Below are 15,723 nucleotides of genomic sequence, written 5' to 3'. Positions count from 1 at the left end.
TTACCTTGAACATTTCCAGGATTTCCCGTCTGGCGTTAGCGCTCGCTTTTGGCGTGACATTGTCCGCCTGCAGCTCAACGCCGCCGGACCAGTTGCCATCTGAGCAGGCAGCGCCAGGTACCGCCTCTCGCCCAATTCTGTCCGCTGGTGAAGCGAAGAATTTCACTGCGGCACATTATTACTCGGCCATGGATCCGAACGCTGCTCCGTGGACGCCATCCTCTATTCGTCTGCCAGAGCAGCCAAACTTTGTGGTTGGCCCGGCAGGAACTCAGGGCGTGACGCACACGACGATTCAGGCGGCTGTTGATGCTGCAATCACTAAACACAGTGCATCACGTCAGTACATCGCCATTATGCCCGGCGAGTATGAAGGTACGGTCTACGTTCCAGCCGCACCTGGCAGCATTACGCTGTACGGTACGGGCGAAAAAGCGACCGACGTAAAAATCGGCCAGGCCATCGACTCTGAAATCGATCGCAACACCTGGCGTCATCTGGTGAATCCAGCCGGTAAATACATGCCAGGCAAACCGGCGTGGTATATGTTCGACAATTGTCAGAGCAAACAGAGCGCGACCGTTGGCGTGATGTGCTCAGCGGTGTTCTGGTCTCAGAATAACGGTCTGCAATTGCAGAACCTGACCATCCAGAATACGGTAGGCGATAGCGTTGACGCGGGTAATCATCAGGCTGTGGCACTGCGCACCGACGGCGATCGTGTCCAGATTAATAACGTGAATATTCTGGGTCGTCAGAACACCTTCTTTGTGACCAACAGCGGTGTGCAGAACACGCTGCAGAACAACCGTCTGACGCGTACTCAGGTCACCAATAGCTACATTGAAGGCGATGTGGATATCGTTTCTGGTCGTGGCGCAGTCGTGTTTGAGAATACCGATTTCCGCGTCGTGAATTCGCGTACTCAGCAGGAAGGTTATGTGTTTGCGCCAGCCACGCTGTCCAACATGTTTTATGGTTTCCTCGCCGTGAACAGCCGCTTTACCGCGTCTGGTGACGGCGTGGCACAGTTGGGTCGCGCCTTAGATGTGGATTCCGCTTCTAACGGTCAGGTTGTGATTCGCGATAGCGTGATCAACGAAGGCTTTAACATGGCGAAACCATGGGCTGATGCTGCTATCTCTAAACGTCCGTTCTCGGGTAATACCGGCGCGATGGATGATAAAGGCAACGTGCAGCGCAACCTGAACGACGCTAACTTCAACCGCATGTGGGAATACAACAACCGCGGTCTGGGTAGCAAAGTCGTTGCTGAGCCGAAGCAGTAATTTCGATTGATGGACATAAAAAAACCTCGCCATGGCGAGGTTTTTTATTGCATTCCGCTTAGTGTGCGTTAACCACAACCCACATTGGCCCTTGGCCGACAGCGTAGCGCCCTTTCTCTTCCAGAAGCTCCTGCTCGCCTTTGATTTCATATAACGCGATATGGTGGGATTTCTGCCCTGCTGCAATCAGATATTTACCGCTGAAGTCGACGTTGAAGCCTCGCGGCTGAGTTTCAGTTGGCTGGAAGCCTTCGATTGCCAACACGCTGCCGTCTTCTGAGATACTGAAAATAGTCATCAGGCTTGAGGTACGATCGCAGGCGTAAAGGTGACGACCATTCGGGGTGATGTGGATGTCCGCAGCCCAGCGAGTATCGGTGAAATCAGCAGGCATCATATCCAGGGTCTGCACGCATTCGATTTGCCCGTTCGGATCTTTCAGCTCCCACACGTCAACCGAGCTGTTGAGCTCGTTCACCACGTAGGCGTACTGCTGATTCGGATGGAACACCATGTGACGCGGACCCGCGCCCTCAACGGTGGTGATTTCCGCCGGAGATTGCGCCGCCAGGTGACCGTCATCGCTCAGCGTAAACAGGCAGATGCGATCCTGTTTCAGCGCAGGAACCCACAGCGTGCGGTTGTCCGGCGAGATATTGGCTGAGTGACAGCCTTCCAGCCCTTCGACCACGTCCACGGTTTCAACCGGGATACCGTCTTCAAGACGCGTTACGCTCACGCAGCCTGAATTATAGGATCCGCTGAACACAAAGCGTCCCTGGCGATCGGTGGAAATATGCGTTGGGCTACCCGGCAATGCGGCTTCAGCGGCGTAGGTCAACGCGCCGTCATCGGGGGCGATACGGTACGCCAGCACGCGAAATTCTGGGCGTACGCCAACGTATAAGAAACGTTTGTCCGGGCTGATAACCATCGGCTGAACCTGCCCCGGAACATCTACAACCTGAACCAGCGTGAGCGAACCTTCGCTGTTCAAACGCCAGACGTGGATCTGCTGGCTCTCAGGGCTGGCGGTATAAACGGTTTGTTTCATGAATCCTCACTCCTCACTGCGCATGAAAGTAATTAACTTTTAACGGTGAATGCTGAATTTTAGCCTGGAATTTTGCCGGTATCGTCTCTCGGTGTACCATCCCATCAGACCTTAAATTCAATATTAACCCGGAAGAACAAATGACCTCGCGTGTGATTGCACTGGATTTAGACGGTACCTTGCTGACCCCTCAAAAAACCCTGCTCCCCACTTCACTTGACGCCCTCAAGCGTGCTCAGGAAGCGGGATATCAACTTCTGATTGTGACGGGTCGACATCACGTTGCCATTCATCCTTTTTATCAGGCACTGGCTTTAGATACACCTGCAATTTGTTGTAATGGCACTTATTTGAGTGTGTGACGCTTATTACAACATTTTCACCAATCCAGGGCAATACGCCAGTATCCAACGTTGTTCCAGTGCTCAACAAGACTCTCTTCACCTTGTTTCGTCGTAGCCGCAAAGCGGTGTACTATCGGAAAAACTACATACCAAAATCAGGTGAATCACTACATGGACTATCAGGTAATTGCCCTTGATCTGGACGGCACTTTATTGACGCCAGAAAAAACTATTTTACCAGCCTCATCAACTGCCCTACAGAATGCCCGTAAATCAGGGGCAAAGGTTGTCATAGTTACCGGACGGCACTTTGTAGCCATCCATCCTTTTTATCAGGCATTAGCACTGAATACACCAGCTATATGTTGTAACGGTGCTTTATTGTACGATTACGCCGAAAAAAGAGTTATTGCCTCAGACCCATTACAACCAGAACAAGCTACTCAATTAGTAAACCTACTTGATAGTTACAATGTTCATAGTCTGATGTATGCCGATGATGCCATGTTTTATCAAAATCCAACGGGGCATATTATCCGTACAGAAAATTGGGCTAAATCTCTTCCAGAGTCACAACGTCCAGTATTCAAAAAAGTACCCTCTCTGAGTGAAGCCTCGCAAAATGTTGATGCTATATGGAAATTCGCCCTTACTGATTCTGATACTGAAAAACTACATCGCTTTGGTCAGATAGTAGAGCATGAGCTTGGCCTTGCTTGTGAATGGTCTTGGCACGATCAAGTGGACATAGCACAAGCCGGAAACAGTAAGGGTAAACGCTTGACACAATGGGTAGAATCGCAAGGCTTATCTATGAGCCAGGTTATGGCCTTTGGTGATAATTTCAACGATCTAAGTATGCTGGAGACTGCTGGCCTGGGTGTTGCTATGGGTAACGCTGTTGATGAAGTGAAAGCGTGTGCTGATTTAGTAATAGGTAACAATACGGAAACTGGAATTGCTGATGTAGTAAATCAGTACTTCGCAAGCATAAAAGAAGAGATAATTTAGAGAATTAGCATAAGAGGATATATCCATGACAGAAGAACAATTTGAACGGGATTACCCAAGAGATCAGTACAACTACGTACGAACCAATTTCAGAACGAAGGGATCGCATGGACAAACTGAAATAGAGTCATTTGATATCGTTTCTATCGCCACTGGTGAAACAGTTCTACAAGCTACCCGTACTGAACATACGAACCTGAAAGGATTGGACACTACTGTAGATTGGGATTGGTAAAATATGAATCTTTTGGCTTTCATACCGCTTTTTGTTGCTTTCGCTTTCTATCTTTTGGGGCCGTATTTCGGTTTTACGGCGGTGCAATCACTCGGTTACCTTTCATTAGTCTATACGCTTGCAGCTGGATTTAATTTAGTAAAAGGGAAATATCAGTTAGCAAAAATCGGTAAGCAAACAATTGATGTTTTCACATGTACTAGTATTGCTGTTAGCTTAAGTGCTATAGGACTAGGTGTTTATACTCGTACGATTGATCAACATGACACCTTAGTATACTTAATAATTATATTCATGTTTGTCTGGTTAGTAGCTAAAGAGTACAAAAATAAAAAAGCCCCGTAATGGGGCTTAAAATCCTGCGATGAAAAACATCAATAATTCCATAAATGACTGATAAAATTTCAAGTGAAAATGTTTAAAGATTATAATTTAGTGTCCCACTTGTTCAATAAATGAAAAAACATTCAATTGTTTACTAAGCATATCTTCAATGAGTGCTTGTAAATTCTCTCTTTCTCGCGTCATCTCTGGTATTAGCTTTAATGCCATCTCCACCCTTGGATCTCTTGATAAATTGAATGGAAGTTCGGTAAAGGCTTTACTTTCATCATCATTATAAACGTTAAGATTCCACATACCAAAAACTATATTGATAAGAGCTAATAGCTCTTGATCCTTAGCGATTATACCTCTCATGTACGTTCTAATTTTATCTACTTCTTCAATATGTTCTTTCTTAACATCCCATGATAAAATTTTTAAGTACTCAAGTTCAGATACAAATTCAGTATATATTTCACTTTCTTTTTTTATCAGACCTACATAGTTAGAAGCCATTTTTTTCATGGAACGCACATCTTTATATGTAGTAACATCTTTCTTTACGAATGAAGAAAACCAAACATTAAACACGCTGATATGTAAAGCTGGTACAAAATTCTTCTTAATATCTAATAGATGTACAGATAGAATTTTTACGCATCTATCAATAACTTTATCCTTAGTAGCATCACGCTTCCATGTTTTAGCAAACACTAAACCCATTATAGCCGCAAATGCCATAACAACATTTGCTAAAGCACTTATAGAGTCAGATAATTTATCAGTTTTAACAAAGCAAAGTACTAAAATGACACCAAAGAAGAATGATAAAATAGATAAAAAACCCTCTCTAACAAACTTAATAATAACATTAGCTGTTGTTTTAAATTTCATAGTGGCAACCATTATTAGTATCGTTCTTAGAAGGTTACCAGCTTCTTTCAAGGGTCTTCAAGAGATAAGTCATCAAAAACAAAAAAAAAGCCCCTATCGGGGCTTAAATTTTAGTTACCACTAAGCAACAAAACGATGATTCTGATAATGTCAGATAGTGGGAAAGAGAATAAAACAATACCAAAGTAGTCTAGAATAGGCACTAAGATATAGTTATATACAAGAATGAAAGTACAGGCATATCCTAAGAATGATCTCCAGCCTCTACCAGCTTTGATCTCTTCACGGTTTGTTTCCTGTGCTTCATTCGTTTTCTCTGTTTCAAGTTCGTCTTGTGACTTAGCAACTTCGGTTTTATTCTTAGTAAAAAGGCTAATCCCTGATTTGATAAGATCAATGATAATACTTAACATATGTTATCCTTGTATTTGGCAAACACAAGAAACTACGCGATGACCTTTAAATATGTGGTTGTAAGATAATAGTACCTTTACTTCTACTTGTTCTTTTAGTAGTTCAACCATCAATACATCATCCTCATTTACTTTAGGCGTTGTATGATGATGAAAACTATATACGACTAAATCACCTTTTGTTTTATCTACTTTCTTTTTTATGAGCTTACTACCAGATAGTGCTTTATCATATGGTAATGTTACACTTACTGGTTGGATTGTCTGAAAAGAAAAATCTGTTAGTACAGAATGATCATAACATGGGAAATTTTCTAAGTTATCCATCTTACCTCCTCCAACGGTAATCAAACGTACCGCGTAATGTTCTTAATTGTTCTATTACTTGCTTCTCGGTTTCATCATAGAAATCAAACAATGGTTTTCTACCAACGGAACCATAGTAACCAATCACCCTCTTTTCACGTGCCAGTTTAGGATTACGTTTAGAGGATTTCTTGGTAGTGTCGATTAAGTACGTATTACCGTTCTTACTCTTCACCTTTTTGTATTTATTACTCTTGGTTCTTGAACGTAGCTGTGTAATGTTACCTTGTTTAGTTAGCTTGGCATTCGGAAGCGGTGCAATCTTACCTTCATTAACATTCTTATACGCTGGATCAAGAATGTACTTTAGATATGATGCTTGATTTGGTAGTAGAATGATTTGGTTTATTGTCTTGAACTCACTTATCTTTCTAAAGTTAAAGTACATACTCTTTCCAGTAAATGCGACACCACCACCCGCTACATCACTATCAATCTTCCTTTGAATGTGGTGTGTAACTATACGCATACGATTACTTAATTCTTTCTTAAATTCTTGTCCTATCTTTGGGCTATTCCTGTTTATGAATCGCTTCATATCATTAGGGCTATTGCTGTTTCTCCAAGCCATATCTATTCCTTAATTTAGTATTTCATATAATGATTGAAGGATTCCACGGATACGTACCGCATCTCCCCCACTCGGTAATCTCGCCTTATGCATTACTGCAAGGTTTAGATTTCCCGTTTTTAGTCCTTCATTAATGATTAATGCTGTTTCTACAAAAAGTGTTTCTTTCATCGAAGGGAAAGCCCACAAGATAGTACGAGTGAAATTTAATCCTTCTTCAATCTTGGAATTAACTATCTTTGAACTTGAACTGTACTCACGCCATCCGTTTTCTACTGAATTATCTTTTAGTTTCTTAATTTCCTTAACTCTCTTGTACATCTGTTTGCTGCCTATGTAGCTTGTATTATCTTCAAATTGGAACAAGTACACGAAACCTACATAACTACCGTTAGTTAATTCTTCTTCACTCCAATCTTCGTTGTATTGCCATGCTTCCATATAAATACCTTATAAAAATCATCATAAGGTATTTATTCAATGGATATAAAAACACGACTAATAGAATATGAGGGATCACAAGCATATCAAACGCGTATGGGGTACTTTAGAAACAACAAGTATTACCCATATAAGGATAGTGAAGGGTTCTTAACCGTAGGATTCGGGCATAAAGTACTACAAGGTGACAATTTCAATAATGGTATTACTGAGGTAGAAGCACTTCACCTACTTGATAAAGATATTGCTATAGCAGAAAGCCAGCTAAGTAAACTAAACCTAATCATTCCTAAAGATTGGCAAGACTTCATGATCATCATGATTTTTCAACTTGGATTATCTGGAACGATGAAGTTCAAAAAAATGATTCAGGCACTACGTGATGCCAACTACCCCGAATCAATTAAACAAGCAAAAGATAGTTTATGGTATCGTCAGACACCAAATAGAGTTAATGCGATGATCGCACAATTAACCAACAAATAAGAAAAAGGGATAGTACCGTAATTGATACTATCCCTTTTTTGTTACTGCTTTGATTGTTCAAGAATCGTAATAATTCTCTCAAGCTTGATATCCAATTCGTGAATTTGAATTTCAAGGTTTCTCAAAGTTTCTTTCATCTTGTCTTGTTCGTCGCTTAGACGTGTAATGTTACTATCTTGTACCGCAATGGTAGTTTCAATATCAGACACACGACTTAATAAATCATTAGTATCTTTTGTATTGTCACGAAAAATAGTATATATCAGTACTAAACCACTAATAACCAAAGCAAGAATTGTTCCCATACCCATTTAGTACTTCCCTATTTTATATTTTTGGTAATAGTATTTATTACGCATTATATAAAGGCTGATCACCAGCACGATATAAGAATGATGACCAGTTAGCAGGAACATTAAGTGAAGCAATACCACTACGTGAAGTTGTACACATCACATAGATATAATTCCAGTTACCACGACCTACAGGCGGAACATATATAGAATTCAATCTGAAAGATGTAGAACTACCACCGTTACCAGCATCATAATAATAGAGATTAGTTAAACCGATTCCATCACCACCCATACGAATATAGAAGTATTGACGTTCATATGAGGTTAAACCAATTGATAAATCACTATCAAAATAACGTGGAAAATCTTCACCACGTATACGCAACGCTATATAGTGTTGGTTAGCTACTGGATTTAATGCGGCCTGCCCCCCTGATACAGTCTTAGAGCCAAAGATAAACGGTACAGGGTTGATACCAGTTGATTGTGGACGGCAGATATCACCTACGATACGTGCGGCACTTAGAGTACCAAGAATGTTACAGTTTTCATTGATAATAACGTTATTCAGTACACCAGATGTTGCCTGTATATTTCCACGTACAGTTACGTTACCAAAGTTGGCTGTACCGTTCTTGTTAATCATCCAACCGTTCACACCATCCCAATTACTGGATTGTATCTGCTGGCTAATCTTCGCTGAGTCGATCACGCCGTCCATGATATGGGCGTTACGAATTGCGGCATTGGCGATTTTCGTATTGTCGATTGCGGCATCCTGAATTTTCGCACGGGAAACGGAAAGGTTATTTATCATAGCCTCATTGATGCTCGCTGATGCTATCACCGCTGAGTTGATATAAGTCTTACCACCCTGAACCACAAACGGATATACCCTGTCTGAGAGTTTGGCACTGTCAGTACTGATGATGCTAAAGCGATCCGCCATGACGGTAAACACCGATGTTTTTTCATCTGCTGCTAAGGCAATGCCCGTTACGTTACCGTTGTTTGATACCTGTAGCTGCCAGCGTGAACCAAGTTCATCTACGATCTGTTTCTCAACAATGCCAGTAGCCGTATCACTGTTAAGTAGACTATCAATAACGTCTTCGTTCAATTTACTGTACGGTACTTTCGTGTTTTGGTTAAAACCGATAGTAGGCGACCATACCAGTTCATCCTGGCCGAACACGTCATAGGCTGCTACACGTGCGAACCATGAACCATCTTCAATACCAAACGATGCTGAATAGCGGTTAGCACTGCTAAAGTACTTCGAGCCTGAGCTAAACCCTTCATCAAGTGCGATTTGTAGAACGATTCCCGCATAATCCGGTACGTTTGATTCTGTCCAGTCAATGAACACGGAATCATAGCCGCTCTTAAGGTTGATCCCTAACAACTGTGGATGCTGTGGGTTACTAACTTCAATCTGAACTTCTTCACTATAGATACCAGTACCCCAACCATGAGCGATGATCCCAAACACACGGTAACGGCTTAGGCCATCACTGGTATTCATTGAATATGAGTACGTCCAGTTGCTTGTAGTGGTGTAATATGACGTGATGTAATTACGATAACGGTCATATACACGGATTTCATAGTATTTGAAGAAATCGGCAAAGGTTTTACCATTTACGGCTAAGTTAGCCTGATCATCCCAACGGAAAATAAAATCTTGAGCATAAGTCTGGTTTAAACCCACATCATCATTCACCATATCAAGGTTAGTAATCTTCGGCAATGCGAAAATAACTTGTGGTGTTTGATTATAGATAGCTACTAAATCTGATGAATAACCTAATGTGTTATAAGCCTCAATAGCAAAATCGTACTGTACACCATATAGAAGATTTAATATCTCAAAACTCGTAGAGTACTGCCCTACGTTACCAATGTTGATCCACACACTGGAATCACTGCGTTTGTAACGAATCTTGTAACCACGTACAGTTGTATCCTGTGATAAATCCCATGTTAACAGTACTGTATTACCTGATGCCGTAGCCCCTAAGCGTTGAGCCTGTAGATTAGTTGGCGGTTGTACGTATGTTGGGTTAGGTAGATTAGTCAATCCATCCTGTGGGAATTGTCCCGGATCTTTCCCTTGATAGATACCATCATCATATGAAATCGCTGTTATCTGAATAATACCAGCTTTATCAACAGTCATTGGTACAGTACGTTGAATACATCTGTACTTGTTATTACTAAATCCTGCTTCTTTAAAATCAATTGTAAACACATCATATACTTTCATATCCGTTACATAGGTATTGAAAGTAATCGTGTTCGTGATGTACTTAGATTTAAGCAATTCAATGTTACTAAGAATAGCAAGCTGATCTTTATCCTGAACCCAAAGATAGTTTAAATCCTTCTTGATAATATAACCATCTTTAGCAATGGATGCATTACTAATGGCATCACTTGGATAACGGATAATATCTTGTGAATAGTCATTACCTGGGTTTGTATAAGTACTGTCCATTGTATTAAAATAATCAGACTTAGAACCCGTTGTGATATTCACACTACCAAGAATATTCGTTTCATCAAAATGTACACTTGGAATATCTGGAGCATCTACCGTTAGATAGTACATACCATTTGATTCATACAGTACACCACCAAATGTCTGTAGAATATTTTCAATGTTTTCCTTAAATGATTTATCGTACTGAATATTTCCATTTGAATAAAAATGATTATTAGCACAATAGTTAGCCATATTACGGAAACTTGTCATATCAATATCATTCGGATTCAAACCAAAACCAAATTCTGTATTAGTTATAAAGTCATATAATTGGCTTGGTGGATTACTTGAAGGTTTACGCACATTATCAGTTAAGTCATAGATCATACGTCCACGCATTTCTACCGATAGTGTATAGTTCTGGTTCGTTAGAATCCCATCAATCAATGAATCGTTGGTTTTCTTGATTACAGTACAGATCTGTACAAGACCATCACCACGCATATTATCATTCCATTGACTGCCGCCATATTGACGGGCAAGCGTCATAGAACCACCGTATGACGGTTTACCAAAACGTACTTCAATCTGTAGGTATTTGCGGTACTTCTCTATCATCATTGATGTAGGTACTTGGCCTTCTGTGGTGATATACGCACCATCAAGCAGTACCGGAGCATTATCAAAATAGATTTGCTTAATTACGCCTTGTGATTGTTCTCCTGGAACCTGACCAATTTCACAGATACTGATCGCATGTACCGTACATAACTGGTTTGAAGTACCTTTATAGACGTTCTGCCATACGACGATAGAGCCTAACTTGTTATATGCTACTTCTGTTGCGTTACGATTTGATCCGCCATAGCTGATCGGAATACCGGTACTTGGCGATGTTGATCGGGCGTTATTGCTTCCCGTACTTGGGTACGATACCCCCATTTGACCTACATTCATCATCTGTGATGAGCTGATGTAAGATAGTGCTGCTGTACCAATACCTATAGCTATTACTGCTGCTAAAGCTAAACCTGCTGCGTATGCCGCTGCTGCTGCTGATGCCCCTGCGATAATAGCTACGGCTACTGCTGCTATTGCCATAGTTATTCCCCTTTGAATCTATATATTTTGTCTTTCTCATTTGGGATATATTGAGATACGATATAATTTGTTTTATCCTCGGATAAAATTATGACTTTCCCACGCCAATAAACAGTACTGTGACCTGATGAGATAACAATATCCCCATCAAGTGGCTCTGTTACTAATTGGCCTTTGTCTTTACACAATAGAAGTAAGGTAGAATAGCTACAGTTTTCTTTAGCATATTTTCTACCTACTGTTGGTGTTGTGTATTTTTGATAGATTTCATCACGGTAATTACTGCCAGTGATCATATCAATTACTGTTAGCACCATGATATGACAATCATTAGTACCGTACACTAATGGTTCACCAACTAAACCACTTAGGTACTCTGTTATAAATCCATTTTTCATTATTTCTTACTACTCTTCCAGAATTGCTCTGAACTATTTAGTATGCCAATTAGATCAAAGAACTTATCACCAGTATGTAATGATTGGTGTACTGATGTACTGGATAACAGGCGTTGTGTTTGGTCTAACTTCTTCCACAATGAATTAAGATTTACTGTTGTTTCATTAGTTGTATTACCTGCTGTGTTGTTGAAGTCTGAACTAAAGTAATCAATGTAACCACTAAACATACGATAGGCATATAGAATACCCCCTGTAGCTGGGTTAACTATACCCATCCAGATATTAACTTTGGCATCATTCCATAAACCACGTAACGCCATAGATAGATAATCCTGGCTTACGTTACTTACTTTCAATAAAGTACCGTTATTGTTGATTTGGTTCTTTTCTACATAGTTAGCAAATGATGAATCAAGGAAATCAGGTACAGACTTATAATTAATCCCATTATAGTTCTGATCGGCTATGGCATCAGTTAGATATATGTTACTTCCAGTAGCTGGAAGAATATCAATCAACTTAACCATAACCCCACATTGATAGAGTTCTTTTTCTGTTAGAACGGTTTTGTTATCGCCTCGTGTAAGATTCCAGTACGCGATAAGATCCGCATTAGTTAGTACATTACTTGGAATTGACATAAATTAACCTCTGATGTTTTCGGTTGCGTTTATTGTCACTTCCATAATGTTTGTACTTGGCATCTGATATGCTGCGTTCTGTGGTGTAAGAATAAATGAACCTTGAATATTGTCATATTTCATTACTTCCCCAAGTTGGATGTTTTTGATTAATCCAGGGAAGATAGTAATCATGTTGCCAGTGTTGGCTATGATTCGGTATAGTTTCTTGTGTCCGTTGAATTGAACTAACGTACCAACTTCAAGTGTATTAGCATTAACGGCAATGGATGTTGCCCCCGCTGCCCTTGCTGCTGTTACCTGTACTTGTGATGTTTGAGTACCGTTGTATGTACTCCACCATCCAAGAGGCATAGAGAACGGCTTGCCCTGACCATATAAAGCGTAGAAGTTAGCGAGTTCAGCACGGTTCATCTTGTTTAAGGTAACTTTGAAACTAAGGGTAAAGTACTGCGAACCAACAACACGTGTAATAGTTTCACCTGTCCATGTTTGGTTTTGGTATTGCGGTATATTGTCCGTTAACATGAACTCACTAATAAGAGTGTTATTTAACATATTATTATTCCTTTAATAGTTAGCCCACAATCCATGTGGGCTATATGATATTTATACGTTATTCTTCTGAGATTTACGTGTTGCCTGAACGATAGTATCAGCGTGTTTATCACACATCTTTTGAAAATCAGCATCAGAAATCTGACCATTACTATTAATAATTAACGGTGCGTCAATCTTAATATCACCTGATTTACTACCATCCTGATTACTCAAGTATTTTGTTAAATCCTGGTTTAGTGATTTACCTACTACACGTTCACCTTTTTCAAGATTGTATGTACCAGTACTTGGTAGTGAATCCCAACCATCATGGGCTTGCCCCTGGATAGCTGTACCTTTGATAGTACGGACAATGGATGCACCTTGAGCTGCTACCTGTAGACCTGCTGCGATCCCCATAGGCCACCCAAGTTTGATAGCCTCGGATATACCCTGCTGGATGTTGATCACTGCCTGAGCAATGGCAATACCTTTACTCACGGCAAAAGCTGCCTTAGCCGCTCCTGATGATTCACCGAACACGCCAGCCATGATAGTTCCTACATCACCTGCCCCCGTAGCCCACATACCTAAAGTGTTTGATAGTGCGTCTGCGGTTAATCGCCCACGTTTGATATCGGCGTTGGCCTGAATCGCTGTTAGCTGATCCTGGTACTCCTGGAATCCAATTACTTTGGCATCGTATAGAGCTTTAGCCCCATCCTGGTTCTCTTGCTGTTCAGTACTTACTTGCTGTACCTGTGTTGGATCTGGTGAGAAGTCCAACGGGTTCTTGTACCCTAATCCCTGACTTGCTGTGTCACCTGTCCACGTCTTACCCGCTGCTGCTGCTTTGGCCTTAGCCTCTGGTGTGGCTTTCGGATCACTGGCAATTGCGGCAATATTTTGTGCTTGTTTTAAACGGTCTGTTTCAGCAAGCATTTCATCAACCATAGTTTTGTACTTAATCGCACGGCTTTTATATTGCTGATCTAACATTGCTGTAATTTCAGTTTCATTCTTACCAGCTAATTTACCTGCTGTACTGATACGTTTTTCAATTTCATCTTGTTCATAGTTAAAACGAGTAATACGTATCTGTGCTTCGTTAGTACCGATCTGTGATAAGGTTTGTTCTAATAGTGCTTTTGCTCTTTTAGTTTGTTCATTAATCTTATCTTGTGCGGCTTGTGCTTTCTTGGCTGCTGCTTCATCTTTCTTTGCTTTATCTTCACGTGCTTTATCTTCATCGGCTGTTAGGCTTTTTACTAACTTCACACGGTTAGCTTTATAACCTTCATCAAGTTTAGCTAAATCGGCATTCATTGCCGCTTCATCACCTTTGTAAGCACGTGCTAAAGAATCTTTAATCGTTGCTCGTAGTTGTTGGTGAGTAGCATCAAGAGTATCAATCTGTGCTTGTGTCTTTTGCTTCGCTGATAGATAAGGTTTCAACGCTGAATCAATAACACTCTTATCTGAACCCTTGTTATATTGCTCTTGTTGTTTGGCTAAAAGATTATATGCGGCATCAAGATTTGCTAAAAGATTTTCAAAAGTCTTATTATTAGCTTCTTGTTGCTTCTGCTGTTCTTCTACCACCTGAGCACCATAGATAGACGAGTTTTTCTGAATCTGTTGTTGGTACTGTTGTTGGTATTCCTGTACTGCCTGTATACCCTGCTTACTCGTAGCTGCTGCGGCTGCTGCCACTGGCTTACTGTTGAGAATCTTAGTCATTAGATCAAGAATATCAGCAAGACTTTTAGCAACAGGGGCAAGTGTTGAATTTCGCCACGTATCCCATGCTCTTGATAGATTATTTGTTGCCGTTCTATATTCTTCAAATTGTCGTGATTGCTCTGCTGTTAACTGAATATTTTCATTAGCAAGGCTATTTTGGTACTCTTGTTCAGTACTGAATTCTCTATATATAGTCATGCGTTTAGTAGCATCGTTAGCTACGGTTTCCATCATTTGTACAATCTGAGCCTGACTAAAGCCCATTTGTTTAGCTTGATAGTAAATCTTAGCAATAATATCTTCACCGCTTTCTGCTGCTTTCTGTAACTCAAACATATTCAATTTCAATGGTTGAATTACATCGGTTAGCATAGAACCAGCGTTATTAGTGATAGCATCGCCTAACTTGTCCTTAGCATCTTTCATCTGATCGGCTACTTGATCCATAGTTAAACCTACGGACGCAAACATATTAGCCGCCTGTTGGATCTGTACTATGCCAGTTTGTGATAGTGATGCTGCCTGAAAGACTTCAAACGCCTTTTCTGATTGTTCTTGTACGTTGGCTAATGTGGCGGCAATGGCGATACCTGCGACCCCTACCGCACCAGCGAAACCAGACATAGCTTTAGCCGTGGTTGATAGTCCGGTATTGAAACCACCGAACACCCCGCCAGCACGATCCCCAAAATCACCTATATCATTTGCTGCGTTTTTTAATGATTTTTGTAGTCCAGATTCATCACCTGTGATTTCAAATATCATTGATTGTTTATTATTGTTTGCCATTTGGCTTTACTCCCATCCAATTAAGCATGTTTGCTTTTTGTTGATCTGCGATCTTCTTCTCCCTTTCTGCGTGTTGTTCAGCTAAGGTTTTATTTGAAATGATGTTCAATGAATCGAGTTCATAGATACTAAATTTCGGTATATCTTCTTTCTTGATATTGCCAGTACTTAACCATATTGCCTGTAATAGTTCTGTATGCCTGATTTGTTCAATTTGTGATGAATCAGGATCAACAGATTCTTTGAATATTAATAGGTAGAAGAAAAGCAAAACGGGCATAGTGTAGAGATCATCCACA

18 protein-coding genes and 1 pseudogene are annotated in these 15,723 nt (G+C 40.8%); 6 read left to right on the top strand and 13 right to left on the bottom strand.

The features are described from left to right. Positions 1-5: 5 nt before the first annotated feature. Positions 6-1,289: a putative acyl-CoA thioester hydrolase gene (locus AC6EMZ_RS02620; protein WP_498400815.1), complete on the top strand. Its 1,284-nt coding sequence runs from the start codon at positions 6-8 to the stop codon at positions 1,287-1,289. A gap of 58 nt (positions 1,290-1,347) precedes the next feature. On the opposite strand, the gene pgl is transcribed toward AC6EMZ_RS02620, so the two are convergent. Further along, positions 1,348-2,343, bottom strand: a complete 996-nt coding sequence (pgl, locus tag AC6EMZ_RS02615; protein ID WP_498400814.1) for a 6-phosphogluconolactonase — start codon at positions 2,341-2,343, stop codon at positions 1,348-1,350. A 140-nt stretch (positions 2,344-2,483) separates the two neighbouring features. On the opposite strand from pgl, the pseudogene AC6EMZ_RS02610 reads away from it, so the two are divergent. The 4 genes and pseudogenes from AC6EMZ_RS02610 to AC6EMZ_RS02595 all read left to right on the top strand — a co-directional run. Further along, positions 2,484-2,696, top strand: a pseudogene (locus tag AC6EMZ_RS02610) (HAD-IIB family hydrolase); the annotation flags it as partial. Positions 2,697-2,858: 162 nt separating this feature from the next. Beyond that, positions 2,859-3,698, top strand: coding sequence for a pyridoxal phosphatase (locus AC6EMZ_RS02605; protein ID WP_180252100.1), 840 nt, complete (start codon positions 2,859-2,861; stop codon positions 3,696-3,698). Positions 3,699-3,723: 25 nt separating this feature from the next. Beyond that, the gene (locus AC6EMZ_RS02600; protein ID WP_139145364.1) at positions 3,724-3,933 is read left to right on the top strand and encodes a hypothetical protein; all 210 of its coding nucleotides are present in this window, start codon (positions 3,724-3,726) and stop codon (positions 3,931-3,933) included. Between the two features lie 3 nt (positions 3,934-3,936). Then, positions 3,937-4,278, top strand: a complete 342-nt coding sequence (locus tag AC6EMZ_RS02595) for a hypothetical protein (RefSeq protein ID WP_070556166.1) — start codon at positions 3,937-3,939, stop codon at positions 4,276-4,278. A gap of 87 nt (positions 4,279-4,365) precedes the next feature. On the opposite strand, the gene AC6EMZ_RS02590 is transcribed toward AC6EMZ_RS02595, so the two are convergent. The 5 genes from AC6EMZ_RS02590 to AC6EMZ_RS02570 form a co-directional block, all read right to left on the bottom strand. Then, positions 4,366-5,151, bottom strand: coding sequence for a hypothetical protein (locus tag AC6EMZ_RS02590; protein ID WP_173818282.1), 786 nt, complete (start codon positions 5,149-5,151; stop codon positions 4,366-4,368). 110 nt (positions 5,152-5,261) lie between these two features. Continuing rightward, positions 5,262-5,564 (bottom strand): hypothetical protein, encoded by a 303-nt coding sequence (locus AC6EMZ_RS02585; protein ID WP_041461125.1) that lies wholly within the window; start codon positions 5,562-5,564, stop codon positions 5,262-5,264. A gap of 3 nt (positions 5,565-5,567) precedes the next feature. Next, complete coding sequence (locus tag AC6EMZ_RS02580; RefSeq protein WP_142392816.1) at positions 5,568-5,891, bottom strand: hypothetical protein; 324 nt, start codon at positions 5,889-5,891, stop codon at positions 5,568-5,570. Position 5,892: 1 nt separating this feature from the next. Then, a complete protein-coding gene (locus tag AC6EMZ_RS02575; protein ID WP_180252099.1) occupies positions 5,893-6,501 on the bottom strand; it encodes a hypothetical protein in 609 nt (202 codons plus the stop codon). Positions 6,502-6,510: 9 nt separating this feature from the next. Beyond that, positions 6,511-6,942: a GIY-YIG nuclease family protein gene (locus AC6EMZ_RS02570; protein WP_180252098.1), complete on the bottom strand. Its 432-nt coding sequence runs from the start codon at positions 6,940-6,942 to the stop codon at positions 6,511-6,513. 39 nt (positions 6,943-6,981) lie between these two features. Here AC6EMZ_RS02570 and AC6EMZ_RS02565 point away from each other — a divergent pair, with 39 nt between their 5' ends. Continuing rightward, entirely contained in the window at positions 6,982-7,428 is a 447-nt protein-coding gene (locus tag AC6EMZ_RS02565; protein ID WP_180252097.1) for a glycoside hydrolase family protein, read from the top strand. A 41-nt stretch (positions 7,429-7,469) separates the two neighbouring features. Here the strand turns inward: AC6EMZ_RS02565 and AC6EMZ_RS02560 are convergent, their stop codons facing one another. Genes AC6EMZ_RS02560 through AC6EMZ_RS02530 form a run of 7 tightly spaced genes read right to left on the bottom strand, consistent with a single transcriptional unit; the run spans position 7,470 to position 15,722 of the window. Beyond that, the gene (locus tag AC6EMZ_RS02560; RefSeq protein ID WP_023292983.1) at positions 7,470-7,739 is read right to left on the bottom strand and encodes a hypothetical protein; all 270 of its coding nucleotides are present in this window, start codon (positions 7,737-7,739) and stop codon (positions 7,470-7,472) included. Between the two features lie 40 nt (positions 7,740-7,779). Further along, positions 7,780-11,310, bottom strand: coding sequence for a phage tail tip fiber protein (locus AC6EMZ_RS02555; protein ID WP_498400812.1), 3,531 nt, complete (start codon positions 11,308-11,310; stop codon positions 7,780-7,782). A 2-nt stretch (positions 11,311-11,312) separates the two neighbouring features. Further along, complete coding sequence (locus AC6EMZ_RS02550; RefSeq protein ID WP_180252095.1) at positions 11,313-11,708, bottom strand: DUF6950 family protein; 396 nt, start codon at positions 11,706-11,708, stop codon at positions 11,313-11,315. Further along, a complete protein-coding gene (locus tag AC6EMZ_RS02545; RefSeq protein ID WP_180252094.1) occupies positions 11,708-12,352 on the bottom strand; it encodes a DUF2163 domain-containing protein in 645 nt (214 codons plus the stop codon). The genes AC6EMZ_RS02550 and AC6EMZ_RS02545 overlap by 1 nt, the downstream gene beginning before the upstream one ends. Before the next feature lie 3 nt (positions 12,353-12,355). Beyond that, the gene (locus AC6EMZ_RS02540; RefSeq protein WP_180252093.1) at positions 12,356-12,910 is read right to left on the bottom strand and encodes a hypothetical protein; all 555 of its coding nucleotides are present in this window, start codon (positions 12,908-12,910) and stop codon (positions 12,356-12,358) included. A 51-nt stretch (positions 12,911-12,961) separates the two neighbouring features. Then, on the bottom strand, positions 12,962-15,424 hold the full coding sequence (locus AC6EMZ_RS02535; protein WP_180252092.1) for a hypothetical protein: 2,463 nt from the start codon (positions 15,422-15,424) through the stop codon (positions 12,962-12,964). Next, positions 15,411-15,722, bottom strand: a complete 312-nt coding sequence (locus AC6EMZ_RS02530; RefSeq protein WP_127719319.1) for a hypothetical protein — start codon at positions 15,720-15,722, stop codon at positions 15,411-15,413. Before AC6EMZ_RS02530 ends, AC6EMZ_RS02535 begins: the two co-directional genes overlap by 14 nt. Position 15,723: the final 1 nt, after the last annotated feature.

The sequence above is a fragment of the Enterobacter sp. SCRI0065 genome (assembly GCF_059766475.1).
The sequence above is the reverse complement of the archived record's forward strand: the minus strand, read 5'-3'. Positions and strand labels throughout refer to the sequence as shown.